This is a genomic window from Fibrobacter sp., assembly GCF_017545445.1.
Lineage (GTDB): Bacteria > Fibrobacterota > Fibrobacteria > Fibrobacterales > Fibrobacteraceae > Fibrobacter.
The window spans coordinates 1-23557 of sequence record NZ_JAFWOM010000045.1; the positions used below are offsets into that span (position 1 = coordinate 1).

Genomic DNA, 23557 nt, shown 5'->3' on the forward strand with positions numbered 1-23557 from the left:
ATTGCCGATAATGCGGATTATGTAAACTAAAGTCACTTTTGAGATTTTTCTTTTGTTAAATAAATATTTATCATAAGTTGTACATTTTCATCAAGGTGTTTTAGTGTTTTTTCGGTATTTCTAAATGTAGAAGCCAAAGACCATAAAGTGAAACAAATTGATGAAATTCCAAAAACTATGGCAATTTCCCATAAAAACATAATTTAACTCCTTTTTTTTTCTCAAAAATATAAGAATAAATGCAAAAATTTCATTAATTATTCAAGTTCATCAATGATATTGGGGCGGTTTTGTTCATTCATATAATTCGAATTACATATACCTCTTAAAAACGCCATTGCAAAATTGCAATCGGTTTGAAAATACATTCCGCCAAGGTTGCGTAAATCATATCCGCTAAAGTCATCATTGAACGAAAATGCTATGGAATTATTATTGCATGCAACATTCTGTTTTTTCGGATCGCTTTTGTGTTTGGCGCATAAATCGTTAATTTTTTCGTCGTCATAATCGGTGAAAATTTTTTTAACAGTCGCTATACCATTTTCAATGTTCAAGATAAATTGATATTTTTTATTTAGACTTAACATGTTTAAATGAACTTTCTCTTTGTCATATTGGACATCGCATGAGAAAACGTCTGGCCAACTACAGCCACAACCACAATCTGTTTTAACATAATAGTTCTCTTTCATATCAAACAAAACTGAGTCGAAAACGTAATTTTTTATACGGTCAAAAATAACTGTAGAATCTTTTTCGCTTTTTACAGACATCTCCGCAGAGCTTGATCTATTTTCTTGTGCTGTCGAGACGTGTTCTTCAAGCAGGCTTTCGGACTGCGGCACGGTTGATTTGCACGCCGCAAGGAACGCAATGGCGATTATGGGTAAAATTTTAAGGAATCTCATTTTTAGTTTTCATCAGATCGCTGTCCGCAATAACTGTGGTTGAATATTAGCCACCGAACACATTGACAATATAATTCATCCTCGAGATTCTTTAAATCGATATCGTTAAAGTTATCTTTTAAGGTGTAAATGATGGTTTTATTGACGCATTTGACATCTTTTACTTTTTTATCATTTTGATGCAGTTGGCAAAACTTCGCCAAATCAGCATCGTTGTAGTGGCTTGTAAATTCTTCTTGGACCGTTGCAATTCCGTTAGCAATATTTACTGTTGTTTTTACGTTTTTTTCTTCAGATAACACATTTAGCTGGATTTTATCATCTTTAAGAAGAACTTTACAGGATGAAACGTCATGATCGAATCCACATCCTGATATATTTTTATCTGTTAATAACACTGGGAATATGGCTTGTTCTAAAGAATTTTTTGCGGCCTTAAGTTTCAAATTTTCTGGTCTATTTCTGCAATTGTGTGATTCATATTCTTTATCAAAAGCTTGAAAAGCTGAATCTAAATTTAGATTGTCATTGTCAGACTCGGTTTCTGCATACGAGAACGACCAGCACGCCGCTAGGAGTGCAATAACGATTATGGGTAAAATTTTAACGAGTTTCATGTTTTTCCCAATTTTTTAATTTTCACCATTACCGAAATAACATTGTGAACGTGTTTGATCCATATGCCAGGCGTCGCAAGCTTCTTTGTCGAGTTCATTAGCAAGGATTTTTAAATCGTTATCGCTAAAATTATTTTTTATGGTAAACGTTATTGTATTTTCAATGCATTCAACATGCTCTGTTTTGGGGTCTTCTTTGTGATAACTACAGATTCTATCAAAAAACTCTTTTTGTGAATAGTTGATTTTTTCTTGTATTGTTGCGAGACCTTTCGTTATTGTCACAGAAATTGTCACCACACTTCCAGCAGATGACGCGTTTAATTGGAGCTTATTGTCTTTATATAAAACTTCGCACGCTGAAATCAAAAAAGTGCCACCGCAACTTTCTTGAAAATAGACATAAGCACCTTGATACAGTGCATGATATAAGGAAGATAATAACGAATATTCCGCTATTCTGAAATTCAATAGTGAATCTTTTTGAAGTTCATCATAATTCCAACAGAAAAGACGTCCCCACATAATACAAGTATCGCCGAAATCGATATCATCGTCTAAAGTTAAAGTATCCCATGCTATAGGAAGTACTATTGCGCTAGAACTAGAGCTGAAACTCGAACTACTTTCTAGAGTAAGCTCCGTTATTGAACTCGAACAGATCTCCCCCGCCGACGAAACGTGTTCTTCAAGCAGGCTTTGGGACTGCGGCACAGTCGATCTGCAGGCCGCGAGAAGCGCAATAACGATTATAGGTAAAATTTTAAGGATTTTCATCTTCTTCCCATTCAACTTCATTAATTTTTAAATTATGAATAATTCCGCAGTTCACATTCACATGAGTCAATCCAAACACGCAATCCTCATAATATTCACCGCCAAGATTGCGTAAATCATATCCATTAATGTTGTCTTTGAACGAAAATGATATGGATTTATTATTGCATGTAACGTTCTTCTTCGTCGAGTCGTTTTTGTGTTCGGTACATAAATTACGCACTTTTTCATCATCGTAATCAAAGAACATTTTTTGTACGGTAGCAATCCCATTTTCAATATTCAAATTAAACTGATATTTTTTATTTTGACTTAGTATGTTTAAATGAATTTTCTGTTTGTCATAGTGGATATCGCATAATGCTAAAGATGGGGTTCCATCGCAACCACCACGAAAATCATCTAAAAAATTTTCCGACATATCAAATATAATTGAATCAAAAACGTATTTACTTAAATCTTTAAAAATCGCCGCAGAATCTTCCGGGCTTAAAAATCTCGGTTTCGAAAAATCTACCTCCACAGCAACACTTGAACTACTCTCGACTATCGACGAAGTATGTTCTTCGAGCAGGCTTTCGGACTGCGGAACGGTTGATTTGCAAGCCGCCAGGAACGCAACGGCGATTATAGGTATAATTTTAAGGAGCTTCATAAGACATCCTCCCCTAATTTATAAAAAGCCGGACTTTCGCCCGACTTTCTTTTTCCTATTCACATTCCTGATTATACCAGATGTCTTCAAGAGTCATCATCCCGTTCAATAACCTCGGGCATTGATATTTTTGATCGTATTCTAAATAATCTGCGATTTCAGGCACTTTCGAAGTGTTGGATTGATAGGTGATTGTCGAACCTGAGCAGACAACATTCTTAATGACGCTTTCTTTGTTGTAGGCTTCGCATACTTTTGCCAAAGTTGCGGCATCGATCCCTGTATATTCTTCAGTCATCGTGTAACCGCCATTTTCTTTCGTCATTTTCATGATTGCACTTTTATCTGGATACTTGATAGTCGTTGTTATTGTGTTTCCGTTCAAGACGGGTTCGCAGGACTCTGCTTTTTCACCTAAATTACCGTTTTGAGCCATATCGCCAAATTTTTTTGAAAAATCATCATGCCAAGAATCACACTGGCTTTTCATCATGCTTTTTGATGTTGCCATGTGCAATTTCTTTTGCGATTCATCGTAATCCGAAGGACTTGCACTAATGGTTGCACCATTTTCTGTGCATGTATAACGTCCATTGTCCATTTCATTTGCGAGTTCCTTCATTGATTCGCATAATTCATCTTTCATGATGACAAAGAGCCCCGACACTTCTGATTTTCCACGGTAATTCGCTTTATTGCCGAAACTCCATTCTAATTGTTGTTTCAAATAGGTATTGTCATTAATCACGTTGACTGTAAAATCTACAGAAACGCTGTTGTCTGTTGCATAGACGTAGCATTTCCCATTCCCCAAATTGCTATCAAAATGACGTTCGTAGATTAAATCGCCTTTAGTGAAGGAATCCGGAGCTGTACTGCTAGAATCGCAGGCGACAAGAAAAGCCGTGACGGCCAATGGAAGGGTGAATAAATATTTCATGATTACCTCGTTGTTTGTGTTTTAATATACAAAGTAAGATTTTGTAAATTTTTGTAAGAATTAAATATTTTGGTAACTTTATGTTTACAAACGTTTTCTATGGTAATAAAAAAAATTTCTTTTTTTGTATATTAAAAAATATCTAGACTAAAATAACAACGAATAAATTATTAAAGAATAAATTCTACATCGCCATTTGAAGAAGTTTCTTACAATTCTTCGTTAGCCTGCAGGTCTTCTAAAGTCTTTCCGCTGCTAAGTTCTGCGAACCCTTGAGCAATTCCTTCGTACATTTCATCACAAATGGATTCCATCTTACCCTTCAACGTAAAAATATAAAGATTTTTGCTCGTTTCATTGACGTGCTGCGGCATTGTTGAAGTAAAGGAGACTTTGTTGCTAGAACAAGAGATCTTTTGGTTCTCTAATTTGGCAATAACTTCCTTTGCTCCTTCGCAGGTCTGCTCACTAGACATTAAATACTTCCCAGACATGTTGTATTCGCCACGAAACGTCGCAGGATTTTTTCCAAAATTGCTTTCCAATATCACTATATAGGAATTGTCCCCCATCGAATTCACGCTAGATTCTATTGTAATGACATCATCTGTTGCGTAAACCTTGCATTGCATAGAGCCGAATTCATTTAGGTCTATATGACGTTCGTAGATTAAATCGCCTTTAGTGAAGGAATCCGGAGCTGTACTGCTAGAATCGCAGGCGACAAGAAAAGCCGAGACGGCCAATGGAAGGGTGAATAAATATTTCATGATTACCTCGTTGTTTGTGTTTTAATATACAAAGTAAGATTTTGTAAATTTTTGCAAGAATTAGGCAAAATTGTAATTTTGTGTTTACAAATATTTTTTTTTGAAGAAAAAAAAAACTCTTTTTTTGTATATTAATATTTAGGTTAAAATAAAACATAAAGGATATCATGTATAAAAAGTTTCTTGCATTTTCCGCTGCGTCGGCAATCGCTTTTGTCGCTTGTTCTCCGGATAATTCTACAGCGCCATTTGAAGAAGTTTCTTATAATTCATCTTCAAGCCAAATCGTTTCTTCGTCGTCGGTTCAAGACATCGGGCAAAATTCAGACAACCTGAATCTCCAAACACCAGGTTCTTCATCTTCAGAGTTGTCAACCCCACAATCGTCATCTGCAGAGTATTCTACCCCACAAACATTTTCAAAAAATGAATGTACGGTAAAAAAGCTGTCAGACAATACAATCGAAATGAATACAGTCGTAGCAGGTCAAGCCGCAACAAAGACGACGATGGTTTTTGTCGGGGACATGGTCGAAATCGAATCGAGCATGACATACGATGCCGCTCTACCCGATTCTTTTGTCGAAGAACAATGCGCAGAAAGCAAAAGCTTGGCTACAGAACTCGATGCGACCGTAATTTGCAGCAAGCGAAATATTACCGCTAAAATGAAACAACCCGCCGGAGGACATAGCATTGACGATATCGTCAAGTCTTCACAGGCTACTTGCGATGCCATGAACATCCCCGTTAACGTTCCTGATACAACGGTAAAGCCCCCAGTTGACAATCCTCCAGTCCCCTCACAAGACACAAGTACTGTAGCCAAACCTTCAGGCCCAGCCAAGGCGACATGCCAAATCATCGAAGATACGGACAACCTGTTCAAGATGAAGGTTGTAGTAGAAGATTCGGTAACTGCGACTGTAGAAGCTATTTTCCAAAATGGTTCGTTCACAATGAAGGAAGTGGATGAATTTGATTCCAAAGTTGCACAAAGTTCAGTTGATCAAGAATGCACGGATTCAAAGGCCGAGGCCGCAGACGAAATAAAGGAATTTGAAGAAGCTGGAATAAATCCAAACTACACCATCAAATGCGAAGGGCATGTAATAACGGAATCTTTATCGATACAAAGTGCAAAGAATATTATGCCCATGATTGCAGCCCCCTTAATTGGCGACTGCGACAAAATTCAAGAGACCGGCGTCATTCCTGACGACGATGAATAGAATAAACCTCTCCCCTAACCCTATAATCAAATACCTTAACTATGCGTAAAGATTTTGGAAAAAAAGCAATCATCACTCCCCTGCCGGTACTCATTATCGCGACTTACAACGAAGACGGCTCCCCTAACGCCATGAACGCAGCCTGGGGCGGCCAGCGCGAAGATGACGAAATCGCGATTTGCCTTGGCACAGACCACAAGACGACCGCAAATATCAAGGCGCGTAAAGCGTTTACCGTGAACTTCGGTACACGTAAGACTGCTGTCGTCTCAGATTTCTTTGGCGTGGTCAGCGGAAACAAGATGGCGAACAAAGTTGAAAAGTCTGGCCTTCATGTTGTCAAAAGCGAACATGTCGATGCCCCGATGTTCGAAGAATATCCGTTGACTCTCGAATGCGAACTCTTGGAATGCAGCCCGGACTTTGACGGCAGCACTTATATCGTAGGCAAAGTCGTCAACACCAGCGCAGACGAAAGCGTCCTTGGCGCAGACGGGAAGGTCGATTTGGGCAAAGTCGAACCGATTTCGTATGACTCGGCGGCTCATGCTTATCGCGTTGTTGGCGAAATAGTCGGCAAGGCGTTTAGCGACGGCCTTAAAATCGCCAAAAGTTAATGATTTGTGCGTGGGGGCGGTCTCCCCCACTTTGAAAAAAAAATTCAATTATTTATATTTGATACGGTATCATTATCCGTATCATTTTCATTTGGAGGGATGCATGAACTTTAGTTTATCCCACAATAAAGCATTACTAGCCCTTGCCGCTTTGGGAATTTTAGCGGTTTCCGCCAATGCCGCAGAACGTTACAAGGATCGTCAATTTTCGGTCGAAAAGACTAAGGATGTTACTTATGCGACGAACGTCCCGCATTTAAGTTCCTTGCATTCGTTATCCTCGACCCTTATTGAAGAAGTCGGTCAGTACGTCTATTTTTACACAAACGAGAATGATGTTGAACTCAAGCCTTTGCTGATGGACCTCTACACGCCGAAGGGTGATACAGAAAAGAAGCGTGCCGCAGTCATCGTCAGTCATGGCGGAGCTTTTGTGGCCGGAGCGAAGGACGATACGGACCAGCAGACTGTCACATATTGCGATTCCCTTGCCGCACGTGGTTTCGTTGCCGCATCCATTGAATACCGCATGGGCGTGACGCTTGAAGGCAGCGGCATCAAATACAGTATCGACAGCGTTGACTTTGGCCGTGCCGTCTATCGCAGCGTTCAGGACATCAATGCCGCGGTCCGCTACATGCGCAAGAACGCGGACAAGCTCGGCATCGACCCCAATCGAATTTATCTTGTCGGTAACAGTGCCGGAGCTATCCTCTCCCTTGAAAATATCTATACAGCGAAAGAAACCGATTTTCCGAGTTACGTCCAAAAGAATGGGGCTCCGGACCTCGGCAGCTTAAATATTTATGGCGAACAAGGCGTAGATGCCCATGCGAACGGTGTTGTCGCTTTGTGGGGAGCCGTGCATAACCCGAACATCATCGGCGATAACAAGACTCCAGTTTTCCTCGTTCACGGGACGGATGACGAGACTGTGCTCTTCAAGACGGGCCGCCCACTCGCAAATGCAAGCAAGATGATAGCGAACATGCTCCCGAACAGCATGGCGGCGCTGGCATCGTTGATAAAGCTTGATATCGGAACGCCGACACTTTATGGAAGCTTTGTTATCGACTCCGTATTGAAGGCTAAGAAAATCGATCATGAGACTTACTTTGTAGAAAGGGCTTATCACGAATTTTACGATGAAGCTGAATATGAAAAGCCGGTACGTACAAAAGTTTTCGATTTTCTATACAAACTAGCTTCCGCGGATTCGCCCATATCTATTGGCAAACGTGCTGTTGCTCGTGAATCCGGTATTCAAATGTTGCATGGCAACAAGAGCTTTACCGTCACTCGCGGCCATGCGTTGAAATATGAAGTCGTGGATCTTCGTGGACGTTCTGCAATGTCTGGGCGCGTTTCTGCTGGTGAGTCCGTGGATTTGAGTTCTCTTAAAAATGGAGTTTATGTGCTACGTGTGCATGGCGAGCCGTCAATCCGCTTTGGACTGAGCAAATAAACAACAAACTCCCCTATTCCTTTATTGAACTCCCTGTGCGCAATCAGCGTGACAGGGATTTTTTTTGGATAAAAACGATACAGTTGATACGGATTGAAATATGAAATTGTTTAGAACTGTTGGTTGATGCTTTTAACAAACGTATTTTTATGTTCAGTGAGATAGGATGTCTTGGTAGGTGTATGGGATGTATCTTTAGCTTTCTCGTGGAGGAATAATGAATATCAAGAAGACGGCCATCAAAAGTGCTCTTGTCGCAGCTGCTCTTACGTCAACAGTTTGTGCAAAGCAATATAGCGGGGCCGAACTCTACACTAACGATACATGGATGTACGGCAAGTTCGAAGCTCGCATGCAGATGGCGGCTGGCTCGGGGACGGTAAGTTCCATGTTTCTTTACCACAACGATTCTTACTTGGGCGGTAACGAACCCTGGGTCGAAGTGGATATTGAAATCTTGGGCAAGAATCCTAACAGTTTCCAGTCCAATATCATTACAGGTTTCGGCCCTGGCGATGGTCAGCCAGATCGCAAGGTGACTAGCGAAGCGCATCATACCATCAATCCTGCGTCAAACCAGTCGTTCCACACTTATGGCATGGAATGGACCCCGGATTATGTGGCATGGATTCTCGATGGTAAAGTTGTCCGTAAAACGGTCAAAGGGCAAAACGACAAAAACCAAGTGCAAGATTTAGGCCTGAAGCCGCAAGGTCTCCGCTTTAATTTGTGGTCTCACGAAGATGCTGGTTGGGTCGGTGCATGGAACGACAACATTTTGCCGGTCTATCAGTTCATCAACTGGGTGAAAGTTTATGAATACAAGCCGGGCGAAGGCGACAACGGCACAGACTTCAAGCTCCTTTGGACCGACAACTTCGATAAGTTTGACAATGGTCGTTGGAGCAAGGGTGATTGGACTTTTGACGGCAACCGCGTTGACATTAGCCCGAGCAACATCTTCACCAAGGACGGCATGGCTATCATCGCCCTCACCAAGAAAGGTCAGGAAGGTTTTAACGGTCAGGTTCCGAAAGACAACGAAGAAGCTCCTGCATCATCTAGCAGCGTAAAGTCTTCGAGTAGCGTTGCGGCTAGTTCTTCTAGCGTTCCGCAAAGTTCCTCAAGCGTCGCTTCTTCGAGCAGTCAGGCGACTCCGCCTAGTTCATCAAGCGAAACGAATGCCATTCATGGGATCCGCACTACGCCGACTGTAGCAAAGAATCGCCGTGGGCTCGTGAATGCAAAGGGGGCGAAAGTGAACCCCAATGGTCACAAGCGTTATCGCGTGAACTTTGAATATTAATTAATGTCCATTTTGTTCAGTAATTCTCTATATCGCAAAGACCGTGTGGCTTTGGCCACATGGTTTTTATTTGAATGCAAAAAAATGGAGCAAAATTCGTTTTTTTTAATTTTTGACACAAAACTGTCATATTTCTTTTTGTATTTTTGTTTGCGAAAATTCAAAAAATAAAACAGGATAATAATATGGCTTATTTGAATAAGGTTATGCTCATCGGTAACATTGGCAAGGATCCGGAAGTTCGTGTCAATCCTAACGGTGGTCGTAAGCGTGTTTCTTTTTCTCTTGCAACATCTCGTCGTTATCGCGATAACAACGGTGAACAGAAGGAGCAGACCGATTGGCACAATATCATCGGCTGGGGTAAGATTGCAGATATCGTCGAACAGCTTGGTATTCGCAAGGGCATGAGCCTGTATGTCGAAGGTTCCCTCACGAACCGCAGCTGGACGGACCAGACGAGCGGTCAGAAACGTTATGTCACCGAAATCAATATGGATACATTCCAGCTCCTCACTCCGCGTGGTCAGGGTGGTGCACCCGCTGCAACAGGATTCAGCCAGACCAGCGGTTACCAACCCAACAGCTTTAACGGAATGCAGCAGAATAGTGCTTCGTCTTACGATGCCGGCATGGCGGAAGAAGACGTCGATCTTCCGTTCTAATTCAAGACGGTCTGAATGAATCAAGGAATTGCAGAAATAGCGCTCATCTATGCGTTGCCGCTTGGGATTTCGTTTATAACGATATTCGCCACGGCAGCCCATTCCGGGCGTAACGCGAAAGTCATTGGAGCTATACTCTCTACACTGACGATAGTGATAGACTGTCTATTTTACTTCGTGAAGGATACCATCATTGTTCAGAATGTCGAAGGTGGTATTTTACTTTCGTTCTTTTTGCTTTTTCTATTCAGTCTTCTTTGCTTGGTTCAAAGTGATGAATGGTCTAATATGATTTCGTTCCTTCTCTTTTCCATGTGCATGTTGACCGGCTTTATCGGAACGGCTTGCTTTGAACATCCGACTTTGGTGTTTACGTCTGCCTACTCCCCTGCTGAACTTGTTGCAGCGAACAAGCAATACGAGGATTACATTTCGTCTTTCGATCAACAACAAGAAAAAAAGACGCAACAGGGCAAATCAACCGCTAAAGCCAAAAAGTACAAGCATAACGATGAATCGGACGATGTAGAAATCGCACCCGAGGTCTTGGACAGGCTTGAATCTTATGATGAAAAAGCGGATGATGTTGTAAACAAGATGTTCGACATCATGCATTCTATCGATGCCTTTGGACCGTTAGAGCCCAGTGCTAGCGAGATGGAACGCGAAAAGAGAAGCCAGCAGGCGCTCGCCATCAACAATAAGGCGACTTCTGTAAACCGCAAGGCGATAGGGCTGTTCCACCCGCTTGAAACTAGAGACGCGCATGCTGAACTTGTCAAGGCGACGGAGACGCTTCGCAATGCGACGCATACGTTGTACGCTTACTGTCTTCTTGAAGATCCTAGTGAACAGATGAAAAAATTCTCTCAAGCTCGAGACTTGATGGTTGAAGCCAAAAAACACATCGACCAATTCCAACAGACCATTAAAAATTTAAAATCGAACAATCAACCGTAACAATAAGAAAAAGGTTAAATCTATGATTCGTAACGTAGCGATCATGGGCGCCACCGGCGCAGTAGGTCAGGAACTCCTCAAGATTCTTGAACAACGTAACTTCCCGCTTCAGAACTTGAAGCTCCTCGCCTCCGAACGCAGTGTCGGTCGCGAATATGAATTCAAGGGTGAAAAGCTCAAAGTCGAATTGACTTGCAAGGACGCATTCAAGAACGTTGATCTCGTGCTCTCTTCTGCAGGCGCAAGCGTTTCCAAGGAATTCGCTCCGATTGCTGTTGACGCAGGTGCAGTCGTCGTCGATAACACAAGCTTCTTCCGCATGGATCCGAACGTTCCGCTCGTCGTTCCGGAAGTAAACCCGGAAGACATCAAGCTCCACAAGGGCATCATCGCGAACCCGAACTGCACGACCATCATGATGGTTGTCGCTTTGAAGCCGATCAACGACTTGAGCAAGATCAAGACTATCCACGTTTCCTCTTACCAGAGCGCAAGCGGTGCCGGTGCAACAGGCATGGCAGAACTCAAGCAGCAGTATCAGGAAATCGTCGAAGGCAAGCCGGTCACCGTGAAGAAGTTCGCACATCAGCTTGCATACAACCTCATTCCGCACATCGATGTGTTTACCGACAATGGCTACACGAAGGAAGAAATGAAGATGTTCAACGAAACGCAGAAAATCATGCACAGCGACGTCCGCTGCGCTGCTACCTGCGTTCGCGTTTCCGCTCTCCGCTGCCACTCCGAAGCCATCAGCTTCGAAACGGAACGCGCACTCTCTGTTGAAGAAGTCCGCAACGCGATCAAGAACGGCGAAGGCCTCCAGCTCTGTGACGATCCGGCAAACAACGTCTATCCGATGCCGCTCAACCTCATGGGCACCGACGATGTCTATGTTGGCCGTATCCGCAAAGATCTCGCCTGCGACAATGGCATGAACATCTGGATTGTTGGCGACCAGATCCGCAAGGGTGCCGCTCTCAACGCTGTCCAGATCGCAGAACGCCTCTAATCGTGATTCGCGCAATTAAAAAAGAGCCCAGATTTTGCTAGGCTCTTTTTTTTTGCGATGTCATCCCGGCCTCTGTGCCGGGATCCCCTTTATAAGCAAAAGAACGCCTCCCATTCGGGAGGCGTTGCTTTTTAGACTGTTAATCGTTGATTAGAAGCGGATCATAGCACTGAAGTCAACGAATGTATTGTCTCCGTTGAAGATGCTCTTTGTGCTGGAGAATACTTGCTGTCCGATGCCCATTTCAACTGCAAGGAAGTCCTTGTACTGGTAACGGAAACCGACAGATGCATTCAATTCATTCATGCGGTCCGTCATTACAGAAAAGTCAACTGCACTGTTACTTAAATACTGGAAGACGATCCAATCATAACCGATTTCACCGTAGAACATAAAGTTTTTCTTTTCGCCTACGAAAACTTCACCCAAAATGCTTGGCTGGAGTATTGCTGTAAGAGTATTGACTTCAATGGGATCATAAAAATTCCTGTAAGAGAAAATAGCTGCTGTACCAAAGAGGACGCGAGCATTCTCGTTTTCAAGAACAGAGAGACCTCCACGAATATACGGAGCGATATCGATGAAAGAATTTCGGGAGGCATCATCGATATCGCCATTAATTAAGGTTTCGTCGCGGCTGTTCGACAATCTTGCTCCAAGAGTCCAAGTGAAATTTTTTGCAGTCGGGGCATTGGTCAAGCTTAAGTTGACTGTGAGACTATCATATTTATTTTCAGTTTCTCTGCCATTATCCGGATCTACATGAACCTGATTTTTTTTGGTCAGCCAATCACCGTTCAAAGCGACATTCATTCCCAAGAATCCCTTAGAAATAGCAAAAGCCCAGTCATCGCCGCTATATGTTGTCGATCGAACACCGGGTGCGACTGTAGCAGTAGTGTTGTTTTCTTGTCTAACAGTAACGGTTCCTTCTCCATTGTTGCTTATTCTGTCACGGCCAAGACCGGCTCTAATATAAAAGCCGAAGCCTGGAGCCGCATAACCAAGAGTGAGTCTGCCCAGCTGATTGGACATGTCGAAAGCGGTAAAGAACGAACCGAGAGAAAGAATGCCCAGCTTATTGGTTGGTTCAATATAGAAGAATTTGCGGTTTGCAAACAAGTTCGGGTAGGTAAGCAAGAGGTCCGTATTGTTTGCCGCAGCCATGTTGCTGTTTCGGTTATAGGATTTGCCGTGCAAAATACTATTGAAAGAAGAGCGCTTGGATTCCTTCGGAATTTCTGGAGCGACAAACGGAACTGGAGCCGTAAGGTCTTGAGAAGCTGCTGCTTGTTCCTCTTGTTTCTGGAGTTCCTGTTCGCTCATGGACTGAGCCATCGGTGTAGATTCATAAGAGCCTTCCTGAGCAAAGGCAATACCAAGGCTCACCAAGCCTATACCAAAAGTCGTTTTTAAGTTCATAAAATATCCTTGCAAAAGGGTTAGATGTATCAAAAATATAAATATTGCGGCGCGAAAACAAAACTTTTTGGAAAAAAAAGAAAAAAGCTGTGAGCGATGAGTAAACTCAAAGGGAGCCCCGCAATTGGTGCGGGATAAACTCCGGCGACCAACCTCATAGCTTACAGCTCTTTCTTTCGTCTCTCGTCTTTCCGTCTAAATCAGCAGCATCGAAGATGCCCTAATCACTAACCACCAACCACTAATCACTAACCACTTAATTGTTCTGGATTCAGGCACTGGAGCTCATCGACCACGAAGAGACCGTCTTTGCGGATGAGCTTGTCGTCGAACCAGATTTCGCCACCGCCGTATTCCGGACGCATGATGAGCACCAAGTCCCAGTGAATGGCGGATTTATTGCCGTTCGGAGCATCTTCGTAGCACATGCCCGGCGTAAAATGGATGCTTCCTGCAATTTTTTCGTCGAACAAAATGTCGCACATCGGAGAAAGCACAAACGGATTGAAGCCAATTGCAAACTCACCCACGTAGCGAGCGCCTTCGTCCGTATCGAAGATGGCGTTCAAGCTCTTGTTATCGCCCGTTTCGCAAGTCGCTTCGACAATCTTGCCTTGCTTGAAGACGAGGCGGATATTGCTGAACTGTTTGCCTTCGTAAAGCGTCGGCGTGTTGTAGTGGATTACGCCTTCGATACTCCCCTGCACCGGAGCTGTATAGACTTCGCCATCGGGGATGTTCATGTTGCCGCAGCACGGCACCGCCGGGATGTCCTTGATGCTGAACGTAATGTCGGTATCTTGAGCCACGAGACGCACTTTGTCCGTCTTGTTCATGAGATCGACCAAAGCCTGTGCGGCACGTTGCATCTTCGGGTAATCGGCAAGGCATGCCTTGAAGTAGAAATCTTCGAAAGCTTCCGTGCTCATCTTTGCGCCTTGAGCCATTGACGGGTTCGGCCAGCGGAGCACGCACCAACGCGTATTGTTCACGCGGTAATTCAAAACGTCTTGCGTGATGGTCCTGTATGCAAGCATTTTCTTATCGTCGATGTCGCAGTTTTCCATTGCGTTGTTCATGGCGCGGATGGAGAGGTAGGCTTGCATCTTCTTCATTTCATCCATCGCAAGTTCTGCCGAAAGTTTCATCTGTTCTTCGGATGCCGAGCGGATAACTTCACGGCGGACACGGCTGTTATAATTATGGACAAATGCATTGCCGCCCACTTTTGCGACCGCTTTGATAAGTTCCGTCGAAAGTTCGTCTGGCGTATCGGTTGTTTCAATTAAAATATTTTCGCCAGATTTGAGAGCGATGGCGTTGTTGATTAAATTTTCAGCAAGTTGCGTGATGCGAGGATCTTTCATATTTTTAGTCCCTTATAAATAGCATAGAAAGCCGGCGAAGAATCGCCGACTTAAATTTATAAATCTATACGATAAAATTCTACTCCAAATGGTCATTCCGTAAAGGTAAATGGGACCGTCACTGTCGTATTTCCCGATTTAATTTTTGTGAATGTCCAGCGCTTGACGGCATTCTTCACATCACTATCGAATTCGCTGTAGCCCGTCGAAGAAGATACAATCGCGATGTTTATAATTTCACCGCCCGGTGCAATCGTAAACCTCAACGTGACCTTCCCCTGGAATCCAGGTTTTTTCTTCAAGTGAGTGTTGTAAATATGGCGGAGTCCAGACATGCGCTGACGAACAACCTTCATGATTTCAGAAGCAGAACGAGATCCGCCTGCAGAACCCATGTCGATTTCGTTCATTTTAGGTTCCCTTATTGTTCCCTTCGCTTTTGTTTTGAGGGCACCACCGCCACCGCCCAACAATCCGCTAAGCATATCGCCAATTCCGCCAGCGCCGCCCTCTGCAACGCCTTCGTTCCAGCGACCACCAGGCTTGCCACGACGTACAGAAGCCAGTTGTGTTTTGCCGTTCACCTGCAAACCGTTAAGAAGTTTCAATCGCTTGTCCATATCCTTCGCGAAAGTTTTGTTTGCAAGGTCGTATGCCTGAGCGGCGGCGTTGTTCGTCATCGCAGTCAAGATTTGAAGGACACCACGCTGGAGGGCTGCTTTCGGATCGCCTTTTCCAGCCGGCTTTCCTCCACCGCCAGGTCTTTTACGCATGATTTCTTCTTTCGTCGGAACTTTCTTCGGTGGGTCCGGCTTTTTTACTTCCTCCTTTTTTTCTTCAATTTTTAATGTTGTTAAGATTTCACTGGCGGGTGCAGGTTCAAACATGACCTCCCCGACAATCTGTTCATACGTCGTCGCCCAGAAGCACAGCAGTATCGCGGTAAGAAAAGATGCACTGGCAATGCGCACCATTTTCTTGTCGGAATCTGGCATCAGCGATGCGATGAACTTTTCCTCATTCTTATTCATCGGTTTCATGATTCTATCCTCCTTTTGAAGGGTTGATGTTTTTGTTGTTTGTTAAATGAGGGGTAATAGTTTGGATATCGTTCCATGGCGGAGCGTTTTTTACAAACATCGCAACAGAACCTTAAGGCTATTAAGGCTAGCCTTTTAATGAACTATTACGCAAAGTTCGCACGCAAATTAATTATGTTGCAACTTATTTACTATAAATTATCATTCATAAGAAACTTGCGATTTCACACAGTGTCAGAAATTCAAAACCATCCTATAAGAGAATTACTTTATTCATTTCATTTTTCTTTGTTCGAATCGTGAAGTGAATTGTACCCTTACACAACCATAAAGTACCAATAAAAAATTTGAAAAAAAAGCGAGAAATAGTAAACAAATTTTCATGCAGAGGAATGTAAACTCAGACCAAAAAAGACAATGTCCGTAGTTATTGGGATTGCGTGCAATTTTGGGAAAAAATCAAGCTTTAGAATTTTACAAAACTTAGCCCAACCTATTTTATTCCATATTGGATTACAAGGGGCGACTTTTTCAGGTGTTCTTTGCACCATTTTCTTAAAACTTACCTATATTTTCATTATCATGAAACTTTTACCTACTCCTCCCGATTTAAATAAGATTGCTCGCCCGAACTGGATCGAAATCAATTTGGACGCATTTTGCAACAACATTCAATTTATACGAAGCCAAATTCCTTCTTCGACGAAAATCCTCGTCCCTGTAAAGGCTGATTCTTACGGACACGGAAGCCTCGCCTGCTCTTTTGCCGCTAAATTCGGCGGTGCCGACTACCTCGGTGTCGCTCACATCAGCGAAGGCATGTTGCTGCGCCAGTACGGCATGGACTTGCCGATTCTCGTACTCGGCCCTTGCACGCCTTCCGACTTTGCTTACTTTGTTGAATTTCAGCTGACGGCAGCCATTACCGACTTGCGTACCGCAGTTGCATTTGACCAATTCCTCGCCGATACGGGCACAAGCTGCAAGGCCCATCTCGCGATTGACACGGGCATGAACCGTTACGGTTTTGATGCCGAAGATTTCAACAACATCCGTGCGGCGCTCACTCTCAAACATCTCAAGTTCGAAGGCATGTTCACGCACCTTGCAACAGCCGACATGCCGGGGAACCCGAAAACGGAAGTTCAGATTCAACGTTTCACTCGACTTGTCGATGTGCTTGACGCAGACGGACTTCGTCCGGAAATCTGCCACTGCTCCAGCTCGGCAGGCACACTCACGCACCCCGAAAGTCACTTCGACATGGTTCGCCCGGGCCTTACGCTTTACGGCTACAACTGCATGGGTGCTATCCCAACAACGCTCCCCATCAAGCCTGTCATGAAAATCAAATCCACCATCCGTCACGTGCATGACGTGAAGCCGGGCGAAACGGTGAGCTACGGCGGTTACTGGGCCGCCCAGCAAGTGACGCGCATTGCAACCATCGCTATCGGTTATGGCGACGGCTACCTTCGCGGCGAGTACAACAAAGGGTTCGTGTTTATCCGCGGACAGCTTTGCCCGATTCTCGGACGCGTTTGCATGGATGCGACGATGGTTGACGTTAGCCACATCCCGGATGTGCAAGTTGGCGAAACGGTCGATGTCGTGAACGGCGAACTCGATTTTCGCATTTCGATGGAAAGTGTTGCCGACGACCACCACACAATTCCATATGAATTAACAAGCCGTGTGGCACGTCGCTTGTACCGCAAATACTACTGGAAGAATCGCCTTGTGCGCTGGGACTTTCTCAAGGAAGAATTTGGCGTCAAGGAATTCAAGGAATATCCATTGCGCTAGGAAGTGCCGTATGGTATGAAATTCGATGAACCGAAATTCACAAAGATAAGCCACCGGAATGTCTGGGGCGAATGGACCTTTATTTTTGAAGGCAATAAACTTTGTGGTCTAAAATTTCGGGAAACTTCGAACGAAGTAAAAGCAACTTCGAGCAATATGCAGGCTTGCGCTTACGCTAGTCCCGACAAGGAAATGAACTTGCAGAACCGTACTCGCAACGCCTACCGCAAGGCGGTGAACGAACTTAATTTGTACCTCGCAGGCAAGATCTGCGAGTTTTCTATACCCATTAAAATTTACGGCACTGTTTTCCAGAAAAAAGTTCTGGAAGTCACACGCAATATTCCCTACGGCAAGACTTGGACGTACAAGCAAGTGGCCGAAGCTGTGGATGCGCCCGGGGCTGTTAGAGCCGTCGGAAACGTTTTGCACCGGAACCCGATACAAGTCATTATCCCCTGCCACCGCGTCATTGATAGCCGTGGTCGCTTGAGCGGTTATGCGCTTGGCGTCGGTTTAAAAAGAAGGCTCCTTTGTATGGAAGGTGCTATTCCGAACGAACTAATTTTAGAATGAACGGTTGGACGAGCTGCATCCTTTGAAAAATCATTGTGCATCCTTGACGCAGCGGATTGAGAGTCCCTTTTTTTGGCTCATGGATTTAGATGAAGCGTTTTCTACGTTGCCAAAAAAACTCATGCAAAAAGCTTCGCCTTCATCATACGCAATGATGCTTGTCCAAAAGCCGGAACCTAAACCTTCGTCGTAGAAAGTCCCTGATTCGGACATAGCTCCTGCAGGCAACACATTCAAAAATATTCGCTCTGATACAGATTCAGCGTTAAGTTCCTTGTACAAAACATTCCATTCCGCAATCGTTGGCAAATGCCATCCTTGGGGACAAACATCTTTCATAGTAATCTCGTACATTTCCTTTATCCACGTGTAAAGTCTTCCGTACTTGTCGCAGTAGCTTTCATTGTTGTTATAACAATAGCTGTTCTCTGTTTTAAAATTCAAGTTTTCAGCCATCCATGTTTGATTTCCTATGGTTATAGTAATGTAGATTTTGCCATCACGATAATCAGCTAAAGCACCTAGGGTTACTTTAGTTGTATCATATACATACATACGTGCACTACTGTATTTGGGCATATTTTGGATAGAACTGCTGGATGAACTTTTTGTCAATTCGATAACACATTCTTCGTACTCATCGACTATCATCGACTCGTAATCGGTGCAAGATATTAGGATACAGGCGACAAGAATGTAGAAGAAGGAATGAACGATAATACGAGAGTAATTCATGCATACCTCCTAGAAAGCAAAGCTCATGCCAACACCAACTGCGCCGGCTATGGCCAGAGTGATTCCTATACTGCGCATTTTTTGCCCACTGTGCGCATCATCCCTGTTTTTCAAGTATTCACTTCGGGATTGGAACTTTGTTTCGTATGCGTTTTTAGCTTTCGAATTTCCAATCACAGCAAGAGTCACTCCTGCAGTGAAAACTCCAGCGCCGATTCCGAGCGGAATCCAATGGATGTTCTTCTTTTTTTTCGCAGTTACGTGAGCAGGGATATTTTCGCCCACACGGCTCACCTGATATTCATCAAGCTTGCTACTTTCCAAAATGTCTTGAACCTGGATGCTATCCGTGCTTGCTGTGATCTCATTTTCAGAATAGTCCTCACTTTCATCGATATCTGCATTTTGAATAGATTCGGGTTGGAATTGCATTTCCCACGCATAATCCGCAGCTCTTTTGGCCTCAATTTTCAATCGACGTTCCTCTGTCAAAATTTTTCCTTTCGGTTTATTCTTTAGCTTATGCGTATGCATCACAACATCATGCCACTTAGGCTGTACGTTTACAGTTTCAGTCCAACCGTTCCCCATGAGCGCTATATCCGAACAAAGAGGAACCTCTCCCCTAAAAGGAGTTTCACCGACGATAACGCCGTCAACGGCGACAGCGACCGATTTCGGGCGACCTCTGTATTCAGCATGGAGTTCAAGCGTGCCTTTGGCGATTTGCAATTCCTTTTCAAAAACTTCAGTATTTCTAGGCACGATAGCAACCCTAAATTCTACAGGAACATAGCAAGTATGTTTCACTCGTACCGTATGGACGCCTGATCCTAATGTTATGTTTGGTCCTTCTTTGATTTCCCCATCTACAGTCACGTTAAATTCGCCTTTTAACGCCACTGTTTTTTCAACAACAGGTTTAATAGCCAAAAGACCAAAATTCGGAGAAAGCTTGAGTTCTACTTTCTGGTTGTTTTCTTCAATTTCTACAAGCGCTTCAGCATCTTTATAGAGTTCATGCGTTGCGATAAACCTGTGTTTTCCTTCTGCCACTTGAACCTTGCACGGCGTTTGGGGGCACTTGGGTATTCCCCTTCCGTCAATTGTCGGAATTGCGCCACTTGGCGATGTCACGATTTCCACCATAAATTTTTTTTGGACAACAACGTTATTCCCTTCTGTAGTGGTAAAGTGCCCTATATCGCCAACGTTAATAAAACCTGAGTCTTCGGAATCATCCTTTTCGTTTTTAATGCTTTTGAAAAATTTAGGGGCTTTTTGCAATATAAGATCCAACAGTTCATTCAAGTCTGAACCTTGGCCGTTAAAGCTTGCGATAAGCTTGTTTCCTGCGGTTTCGTAAAGTTCCGCCGAAAGCGAAAATGCGCCGCCAAAGCTCCCCATGCGGGCTTGACAAACAAAGTCTGCAGAAATGTTCTTGCCAGTTTCGACAAGGCATGATCCCTCACAATCTTCTATGGATTTACCAGGTGGGAGCATTTGCAGGATATTGTCGCGAGTCATGATGGTGTAATTTTGCGCAGCGGGGAGTTGCTTTACAGCTTCTTCGCGCAAGACGTTTGTGAGAAACTGTCGGTCCGCTAAAGAAACCTTGCTTTTTGTTTTTGAGTCAACAGTAGTCTCAAGCACAGCCACATAAGCTGCGAATGCCCCTGAAAAACATGACAAAATTAAAGGAAAAAGGAAAAATACCATTTTCATAATTGTAAATGTATATCTTTGAAAACAAAAAAGACGATAAAAATTAAAGAGTTTCGTATCTATTGGAATAAGTAAAAAAAAAGCGGCCCACAGGCCGCCTAATCCCTCTTGTCTCTCGTCTGTAGGACCGCAGGTCCGTTCTCTCGTCTAACCTATGCGCACTGCATAGCGCCGATCATGTCATAGACTTGAGCTTCGACGCTCAAGAGTTCCATGTCATAAACGGGCGACCATTCAAAGATGGGCACGTCATTATTTTGGCCATATTCACGGAAAAGATCGGCTTCGTGGACATAGTGGCTTAAAAGAATGGGACATGTATTGTCGTTTGCTTTAAGGCTTTCTATCAGTTCGTCGGATTTGAATCCGTAGGACATGTTGAATACGAAATCGGCATTGGCACACGCTTCTTCGATTTCTTCTTTTTTCGAATGGGAGTCGCAGACAAAGATTTCGCCAATTTCAAAATTCCCAGCATGGAACGAAACTCCATCCTTGATTTCCTTGAGCATGGACAGGAGCCCATGACCTAAAATTGTATCGGAACCCCAAATTAAAACATTCATACACACTCCTTCTTTACTTTCGCAGAATATGTTCTGCCAATCGTTACTTTTTTGTTACGCGCCGCATATATAGAAAAAACTTTACAATTTTTGAAGAGTAAAATTAAAATTTTAATACATTTTTTTTATAAAAATGGGATTGTAATAGGTTCTTGTTATTGCTAGGGGGTGGTAATTTTTGGGAGGAGATTCCCGATCGGAGTCGGGAATGACATAAAAACGCAGCGGGGATGACATAAAAACGGTGCAAGAATGATGAAAAAATTTCTATATTTTCACACGGAATTTTTAACCAAAAACCGCTTTTTTTGCGGGATTAACAAAAGGAATAAACAATGTCCGAAAATCTCTCTGTACTGACCAAGGCCCGTCAGGCCTATCAGCCGAAGCTCCCGGTCTCCCTCAAGAACGGTGCCCTGAGCGTGAAGATTAACAAGGGTGCAGCTACGGAATCCGTTAGCGACCAGGCCAAGATCAAGGAACTCTTCCCGAACACTTACGGTCTTCCGGTTGTTCAGTTCGAAGCTGCCGAAGCCAAGGCTGGCAAGGCTCTCCGCATGGGCGTGGTTCTCTCTGGTGGCCAGGCTCCGGGTGGACATAACGTTATCGCTGGTATCTACGACGGCATCAAGTCCGTTTCCAAGGATTCCGTCCTTTTTGGTTTCCTCGGTGGTCCGAGCGGTCTCGAAAACGGCAAGTACATTGAAATTGACGACGCCAAGATGGACGCCTACCGCAACGCCGGTGGCTTCGACATGATCCAGTCTGGCCGTACCAAGCTCGAAACTGAAGAACAGTTCAACAAGTGCATCGCAGTTGCTAACAAGCTCGACCTCGACGCAATCGTTATCATCGGTGGTGACGACTCTAACACGAACGCTGCTGTTCTCGGTGAATACTTCCAGTCCAAGGGCGTGAAGACCTGCGTTTGCGGTTGCCCGAAGACCATCGACGGTGACTTAAAGAACGAATTCATCGAAACCTCTTTCGGTTTCGACACCGCTGTGAAGACCTACTCTGAACTCATCGGCAACATCATGCGCGATGCCAACTCCGCTCAGAAGTACTGGCACTTCATCAAGCTCATGGGCCGCTCTGCTTCCCATATCGCTCTCGAAGCTGCTCTCCAGACCCACCCGAACATCTGCCTTATCTCTGAAGAAGTCAAGGCAAAGCAGATGAAGCTCAAGGACGTGATCAAGCAGGTTGCTGACGTTGTCTATGCTCGTGCAGCTCAGGGCAAGAACTTCGGTGTTGCCCTCATTCCGGAAGGCCTCCTCGAATTCATCCCGGACGTTGGCGTTCTTATTTCTGAACTCTCTGAAGCCCTCGCCCACCACGAAGCTGAAGTCGAAGGTCTCGACACAGCTGCTAAGGTCGAAAAGCTCTGCGCATGGGTCAGCGCTGAATCCGCTGAAGTCTTGAAGAGCCTCCCGGCTGGCATCCAGGCCCAGCTCATGCTCGAACGCGACAGCCATGGAAACGTTCAGGTTTCCCTCATCGAAACTGAAAAGCTCATCATCGAAATGGTCAAGAAGGAACTCAAGAACCGTGGTGACTTCAAGGGCAAGTTCTCTGCTCTCAACCACTTCTTCGGTTACGAAGGCCGTTGCGCCGCTCCGTCCAACTTCGACGCTGACTACTGCTACAGCCTCGGCTTTGCAGCATCCGTTCTCGCCCTCAACGGCATGAACGGCTACATGAGCTCTGTCCGCAACGTCACCAAGGGTATCGAAAACTGGGTCGCTGGCGGCCTTCCGATCACCATGATGATGAACATCGAACGCCGTCACGGTGCCGACAAGCCGGTTATCCGCAAGGCTCTCGTTGAACTCGATGGCCCGATGAGCGCTCCGTTCAAGTACTTCGCCGCTCGCCGCGACGAATGGGCTAAGACTGAATCCTACACCTATCCGGGTCCGATCCAGTACTGGGGTCCGAGCGAAGTTTGCGACATCACGAACTTCACGATCAAGCTCGAACGCGGTGCAATGTAATAACGTCATGGCGAACAGATGGCGGATCAGGTCCGCCATGACATCGCCATCTAGATTCCGGCTCAAGGCCGGAATGACGTGCAAAACTCAAAAAGAGAAGTCCTTTAGGGCTTCTCTTTTTTTGTTAAAATCAAAATCATCAAATTTTATCGAGATTCAATTCAAATTTTTTAAAGTCAATTTTGAATTCTAATAACCGAATCTTCCCTAAGTGCACTCATTGCGTTTTTATCAAAGAATAAAATAGAGTCTTTATTTTCAATTTCACCAAATTCAACCGATATTTTTAAATTTTCCAAATCGGACCATGGCCAAGGATAGAAAATAACGCTATCTCCCGGGTTCAATCTCACTTTTTCACTCCATGCGGAATCCTGTGGATTATCACCTATTAAG

At 44.2% G+C, this 23557-nt stretch carries 24 protein-coding genes; 10 read left to right on the top strand and 14 right to left on the bottom strand.

The window, feature by feature from the left end:
• Positions 1-32: 32 nt before the first annotated feature.
• The 7 genes from IKG78_RS05520 to IKG78_RS05550 form a co-directional block, all read right to left on the bottom strand.
• The gene (locus tag IKG78_RS05520) at positions 33-200 is read right to left on the bottom strand and encodes a hypothetical protein (RefSeq protein ID WP_290940594.1); all 168 of its coding nucleotides are present in this window, start codon (positions 198-200) and stop codon (positions 33-35) included.
• A 57-nt stretch (positions 201-257) separates the two neighbouring features.
• Entirely contained in the window at positions 258-911 is a 654-nt protein-coding gene (locus IKG78_RS05525; protein ID WP_290940598.1) for a hypothetical protein, read from the bottom strand.
• Positions 912-913: 2 nt separating this feature from the next.
• On the bottom strand, positions 914-1528 hold the full coding sequence (locus tag IKG78_RS05530; protein WP_290940601.1) for a hypothetical protein: 615 nt from the start codon (positions 1526-1528) through the stop codon (positions 914-916).
• 15 nt (positions 1529-1543) lie between these two features.
• A complete protein-coding gene (locus IKG78_RS05535; RefSeq protein ID WP_290940604.1) occupies positions 1544-2305 on the bottom strand; it encodes a hypothetical protein in 762 nt (253 codons plus the stop codon).
• Positions 2292-2960 carry a hypothetical protein gene (locus IKG78_RS05540; RefSeq protein ID WP_290940607.1) on the bottom strand — a complete coding sequence of 223 codons (669 nt, stop codon included), beginning with the start codon at positions 2958-2960 and terminating at the stop codon, positions 2292-2294. The genes IKG78_RS05535 and IKG78_RS05540 overlap by 14 nt, the downstream gene beginning before the upstream one ends.
• A 55-nt stretch (positions 2961-3015) precedes the next feature.
• On the bottom strand, positions 3016-3900 hold the full coding sequence (locus tag IKG78_RS05545) for a hypothetical protein (RefSeq protein WP_290940610.1): 885 nt from the start codon (positions 3898-3900) through the stop codon (positions 3016-3018).
• A gap of 209 nt (positions 3901-4109) precedes the next feature.
• On the bottom strand, positions 4110-4670 hold the full coding sequence (locus tag IKG78_RS05550; protein WP_290940613.1) for a hypothetical protein: 561 nt from the start codon (positions 4668-4670) through the stop codon (positions 4110-4112).
• A 167-nt stretch (positions 4671-4837) separates the two neighbouring features.
• Here IKG78_RS05550 and IKG78_RS05555 point away from each other — a divergent pair, with 167 nt between their 5' ends.
• The 7 genes from IKG78_RS05555 (at position 4838) to IKG78_RS05585 (ending at position 11927) form a co-directional block, all read left to right on the top strand.
• Positions 4838-5902 carry a hypothetical protein gene (locus tag IKG78_RS05555; RefSeq protein ID WP_290940616.1) on the top strand — a complete coding sequence of 355 codons (1065 nt, stop codon included), beginning with the start codon at positions 4838-4840 and terminating at the stop codon, positions 5900-5902.
• Between the two features lie 41 nt (positions 5903-5943).
• Positions 5944-6519, top strand: coding sequence for a flavin reductase family protein (locus tag IKG78_RS05560; RefSeq protein WP_290940619.1), 576 nt, complete (start codon positions 5944-5946; stop codon positions 6517-6519).
• 103 nt (positions 6520-6622) lie between these two features.
• Positions 6623-7984 carry an alpha/beta hydrolase fold domain-containing protein gene (locus IKG78_RS05565; protein WP_290940622.1) on the top strand — a complete coding sequence of 454 codons (1362 nt, stop codon included), beginning with the start codon at positions 6623-6625 and terminating at the stop codon, positions 7982-7984.
• Between the two features lie 217 nt (positions 7985-8201).
• A complete protein-coding gene (locus tag IKG78_RS05570; protein WP_290940625.1) occupies positions 8202-9290 on the top strand; it encodes a glycoside hydrolase family 16 protein in 1089 nt (362 codons plus the stop codon).
• Positions 9291-9475: 185 nt separating this feature from the next.
• Positions 9476-9955 (top strand): single-stranded DNA-binding protein, encoded by a 480-nt coding sequence (ssb, locus tag IKG78_RS05575; protein ID WP_290940628.1) that lies wholly within the window; start codon positions 9476-9478, stop codon positions 9953-9955.
• Positions 9956-9970: 15 nt separating this feature from the next.
• Positions 9971-10915, top strand: a complete 945-nt coding sequence (locus tag IKG78_RS05580) for a hypothetical protein (RefSeq protein WP_290940631.1) — start codon at positions 9971-9973, stop codon at positions 10913-10915.
• Positions 10916-10937: 22 nt separating this feature from the next.
• On the top strand, positions 10938-11927 hold the full coding sequence (locus tag IKG78_RS05585; protein WP_073424174.1) for an aspartate-semialdehyde dehydrogenase: 990 nt from the start codon (positions 10938-10940) through the stop codon (positions 11925-11927).
• Between the two features lie 150 nt (positions 11928-12077).
• Here the strand turns inward: IKG78_RS05585 and IKG78_RS05590 are convergent, their stop codons facing one another.
• From IKG78_RS05590 to IKG78_RS05600, 3 genes are all read right to left on the bottom strand, one after another.
• Positions 12078-13349, bottom strand: a complete 1272-nt coding sequence (locus IKG78_RS05590) for a hypothetical protein (protein ID WP_290940634.1) — start codon at positions 13347-13349, stop codon at positions 12078-12080.
• 248 nt (positions 13350-13597) lie between these two features.
• Entirely contained in the window at positions 13598-14716 is a 1119-nt protein-coding gene (locus IKG78_RS05595) for an aminopeptidase (RefSeq protein WP_290940637.1), read from the bottom strand.
• 92 nt (positions 14717-14808) lie between these two features.
• Complete coding sequence (locus tag IKG78_RS05600) at positions 14809-15756, bottom strand: AgmX/PglI C-terminal domain-containing protein (RefSeq protein WP_290940640.1); 948 nt, start codon at positions 15754-15756, stop codon at positions 14809-14811.
• A 582-nt stretch (positions 15757-16338) separates the two neighbouring features.
• On the opposite strand from IKG78_RS05600, the gene alr reads away from it, so the two are divergent.
• Together alr and IKG78_RS05610 are read left to right on the top strand one after the other, a co-directional pair.
• Positions 16339-17562: an alanine racemase gene (gene alr, locus IKG78_RS05605; RefSeq protein ID WP_290940642.1), complete on the top strand. Its 1224-nt coding sequence runs from the start codon at positions 16339-16341 to the stop codon at positions 17560-17562.
• Between the two features lie 15 nt (positions 17563-17577).
• Positions 17578-18138, top strand: a complete 561-nt coding sequence (locus IKG78_RS05610) for a methylated-DNA--[protein]-cysteine S-methyltransferase (protein ID WP_290940645.1) — start codon at positions 17578-17580, stop codon at positions 18136-18138.
• 30 nt (positions 18139-18168) lie between these two features.
• Here IKG78_RS05610 and IKG78_RS05615 read toward each other — a convergent pair whose 3' ends face one another.
• From IKG78_RS05615 to IKG78_RS05625, 3 genes are all read right to left on the bottom strand, one after another.
• Positions 18169-18873: an FISUMP domain-containing protein gene (locus IKG78_RS05615; protein ID WP_290940648.1), complete on the bottom strand. Its 705-nt coding sequence runs from the start codon at positions 18871-18873 to the stop codon at positions 18169-18171.
• Between the two features lie 9 nt (positions 18874-18882).
• Positions 18883-20532, bottom strand: coding sequence for a PEGA domain-containing protein (locus IKG78_RS05620; protein ID WP_290940651.1), 1650 nt, complete (start codon positions 20530-20532; stop codon positions 18883-18885).
• Between the two features lie 218 nt (positions 20533-20750).
• On the bottom strand, positions 20751-21164 hold the full coding sequence (locus tag IKG78_RS05625; protein WP_290940654.1) for a hypothetical protein: 414 nt from the start codon (positions 21162-21164) through the stop codon (positions 20751-20753).
• Positions 21165-21499: 335 nt separating this feature from the next.
• Here IKG78_RS05625 and IKG78_RS05630 point away from each other — a divergent pair, with 335 nt between their 5' ends.
• Entirely contained in the window at positions 21500-23161 is a 1662-nt protein-coding gene (locus IKG78_RS05630; RefSeq protein WP_173357476.1) for a diphosphate--fructose-6-phosphate 1-phosphotransferase, read from the top strand.
• Positions 23162-23337: 176 nt separating this feature from the next.
• On the opposite strand, the gene IKG78_RS05635 is transcribed toward IKG78_RS05630, so the two are convergent.
• A partial coding sequence (locus IKG78_RS05635; protein ID WP_290940659.1) for a hypothetical protein occupies positions 23338-23557 on the bottom strand: 220 nt, incomplete at its 5' end.

Bases quoted from the DNA above. Each gene is read 5' to 3' on its own strand.
- IKG78_RS05520 (WP_290940594.1), bottom strand. From the start codon at position 200: ATGTTTTTATGGGAAATTGCCATAGTTTTTGGAATTTCATCAATTTGT.
- IKG78_RS05525 (WP_290940598.1), bottom strand. From the start codon at position 911: ATGAGATTCCTTAAAATTTTACCCATAATCGCCATTGCGTTCCTTGCG.
- IKG78_RS05530 (WP_290940601.1), bottom strand. From the start codon at position 1,528: ATGAAACTCGTTAAAATTTTACCCATAATCGTTATTGCACTCCTAGCG.
- IKG78_RS05535 (WP_290940604.1), bottom strand. From the start codon at position 2,305: ATGAAAATCCTTAAAATTTTACCTATAATCGTTATTGCGCTTCTCGCG.
- IKG78_RS05540 (WP_290940607.1), bottom strand. From the start codon at position 2,960: ATGAAGCTCCTTAAAATTATACCTATAATCGCCGTTGCGTTCCTGGCG.
- IKG78_RS05545 (WP_290940610.1), bottom strand. From the start codon at position 3,900: ATGAAATATTTATTCACCCTTCCATTGGCCGTCACGGCTTTTCTTGTC.
- IKG78_RS05550 (WP_290940613.1), bottom strand. From the start codon at position 4,670: ATGAAATATTTATTCACCCTTCCATTGGCCGTCTCGGCTTTTCTTGTC.
- IKG78_RS05555 (WP_290940616.1), top strand. From the start codon at position 4,838: ATGTATAAAAAGTTTCTTGCATTTTCCGCTGCGTCGGCAATCGCTTTT.
- IKG78_RS05560 (WP_290940619.1), top strand. From the start codon at position 5,944: ATGCGTAAAGATTTTGGAAAAAAAGCAATCATCACTCCCCTGCCGGTA.
- IKG78_RS05565 (WP_290940622.1), top strand. From the start codon at position 6,623: ATGAACTTTAGTTTATCCCACAATAAAGCATTACTAGCCCTTGCCGCT.
- IKG78_RS05570 (WP_290940625.1), top strand. From the start codon at position 8,202: ATGAATATCAAGAAGACGGCCATCAAAAGTGCTCTTGTCGCAGCTGCT.
- ssb (WP_290940628.1), top strand. From the start codon at position 9,476: ATGGCTTATTTGAATAAGGTTATGCTCATCGGTAACATTGGCAAGGAT.
- IKG78_RS05580 (WP_290940631.1), top strand. From the start codon at position 9,971: ATGAATCAAGGAATTGCAGAAATAGCGCTCATCTATGCGTTGCCGCTT.
- IKG78_RS05585 (WP_073424174.1), top strand. From the start codon at position 10,938: ATGATTCGTAACGTAGCGATCATGGGCGCCACCGGCGCAGTAGGTCAG.
- IKG78_RS05590 (WP_290940634.1), bottom strand. From the start codon at position 13,349: ATGAACTTAAAAACGACTTTTGGTATAGGCTTGGTGAGCCTTGGTATT.
- IKG78_RS05595 (WP_290940637.1), bottom strand. From the start codon at position 14,716: ATGAAAGATCCTCGCATCACGCAACTTGCTGAAAATTTAATCAACAAC.
- IKG78_RS05600 (WP_290940640.1), bottom strand. From the start codon at position 15,756: ATGAAACCGATGAATAAGAATGAGGAAAAGTTCATCGCATCGCTGATG.
- alr (WP_290940642.1), top strand. From the start codon at position 16,339: ATGAAACTTTTACCTACTCCTCCCGATTTAAATAAGATTGCTCGCCCG.
- IKG78_RS05610 (WP_290940645.1), top strand. From the start codon at position 17,578: ATGAAATTCGATGAACCGAAATTCACAAAGATAAGCCACCGGAATGTC.
- IKG78_RS05615 (WP_290940648.1), bottom strand. From the start codon at position 18,873: ATGAATTACTCTCGTATTATCGTTCATTCCTTCTTCTACATTCTTGTC.
- IKG78_RS05625 (WP_290940654.1), bottom strand. From the start codon at position 21,164: ATGAATGTTTTAATTTGGGGTTCCGATACAATTTTAGGTCATGGGCTC.
- IKG78_RS05630 (WP_173357476.1), top strand. From the start codon at position 21,500: ATGTCCGAAAATCTCTCTGTACTGACCAAGGCCCGTCAGGCCTATCAG.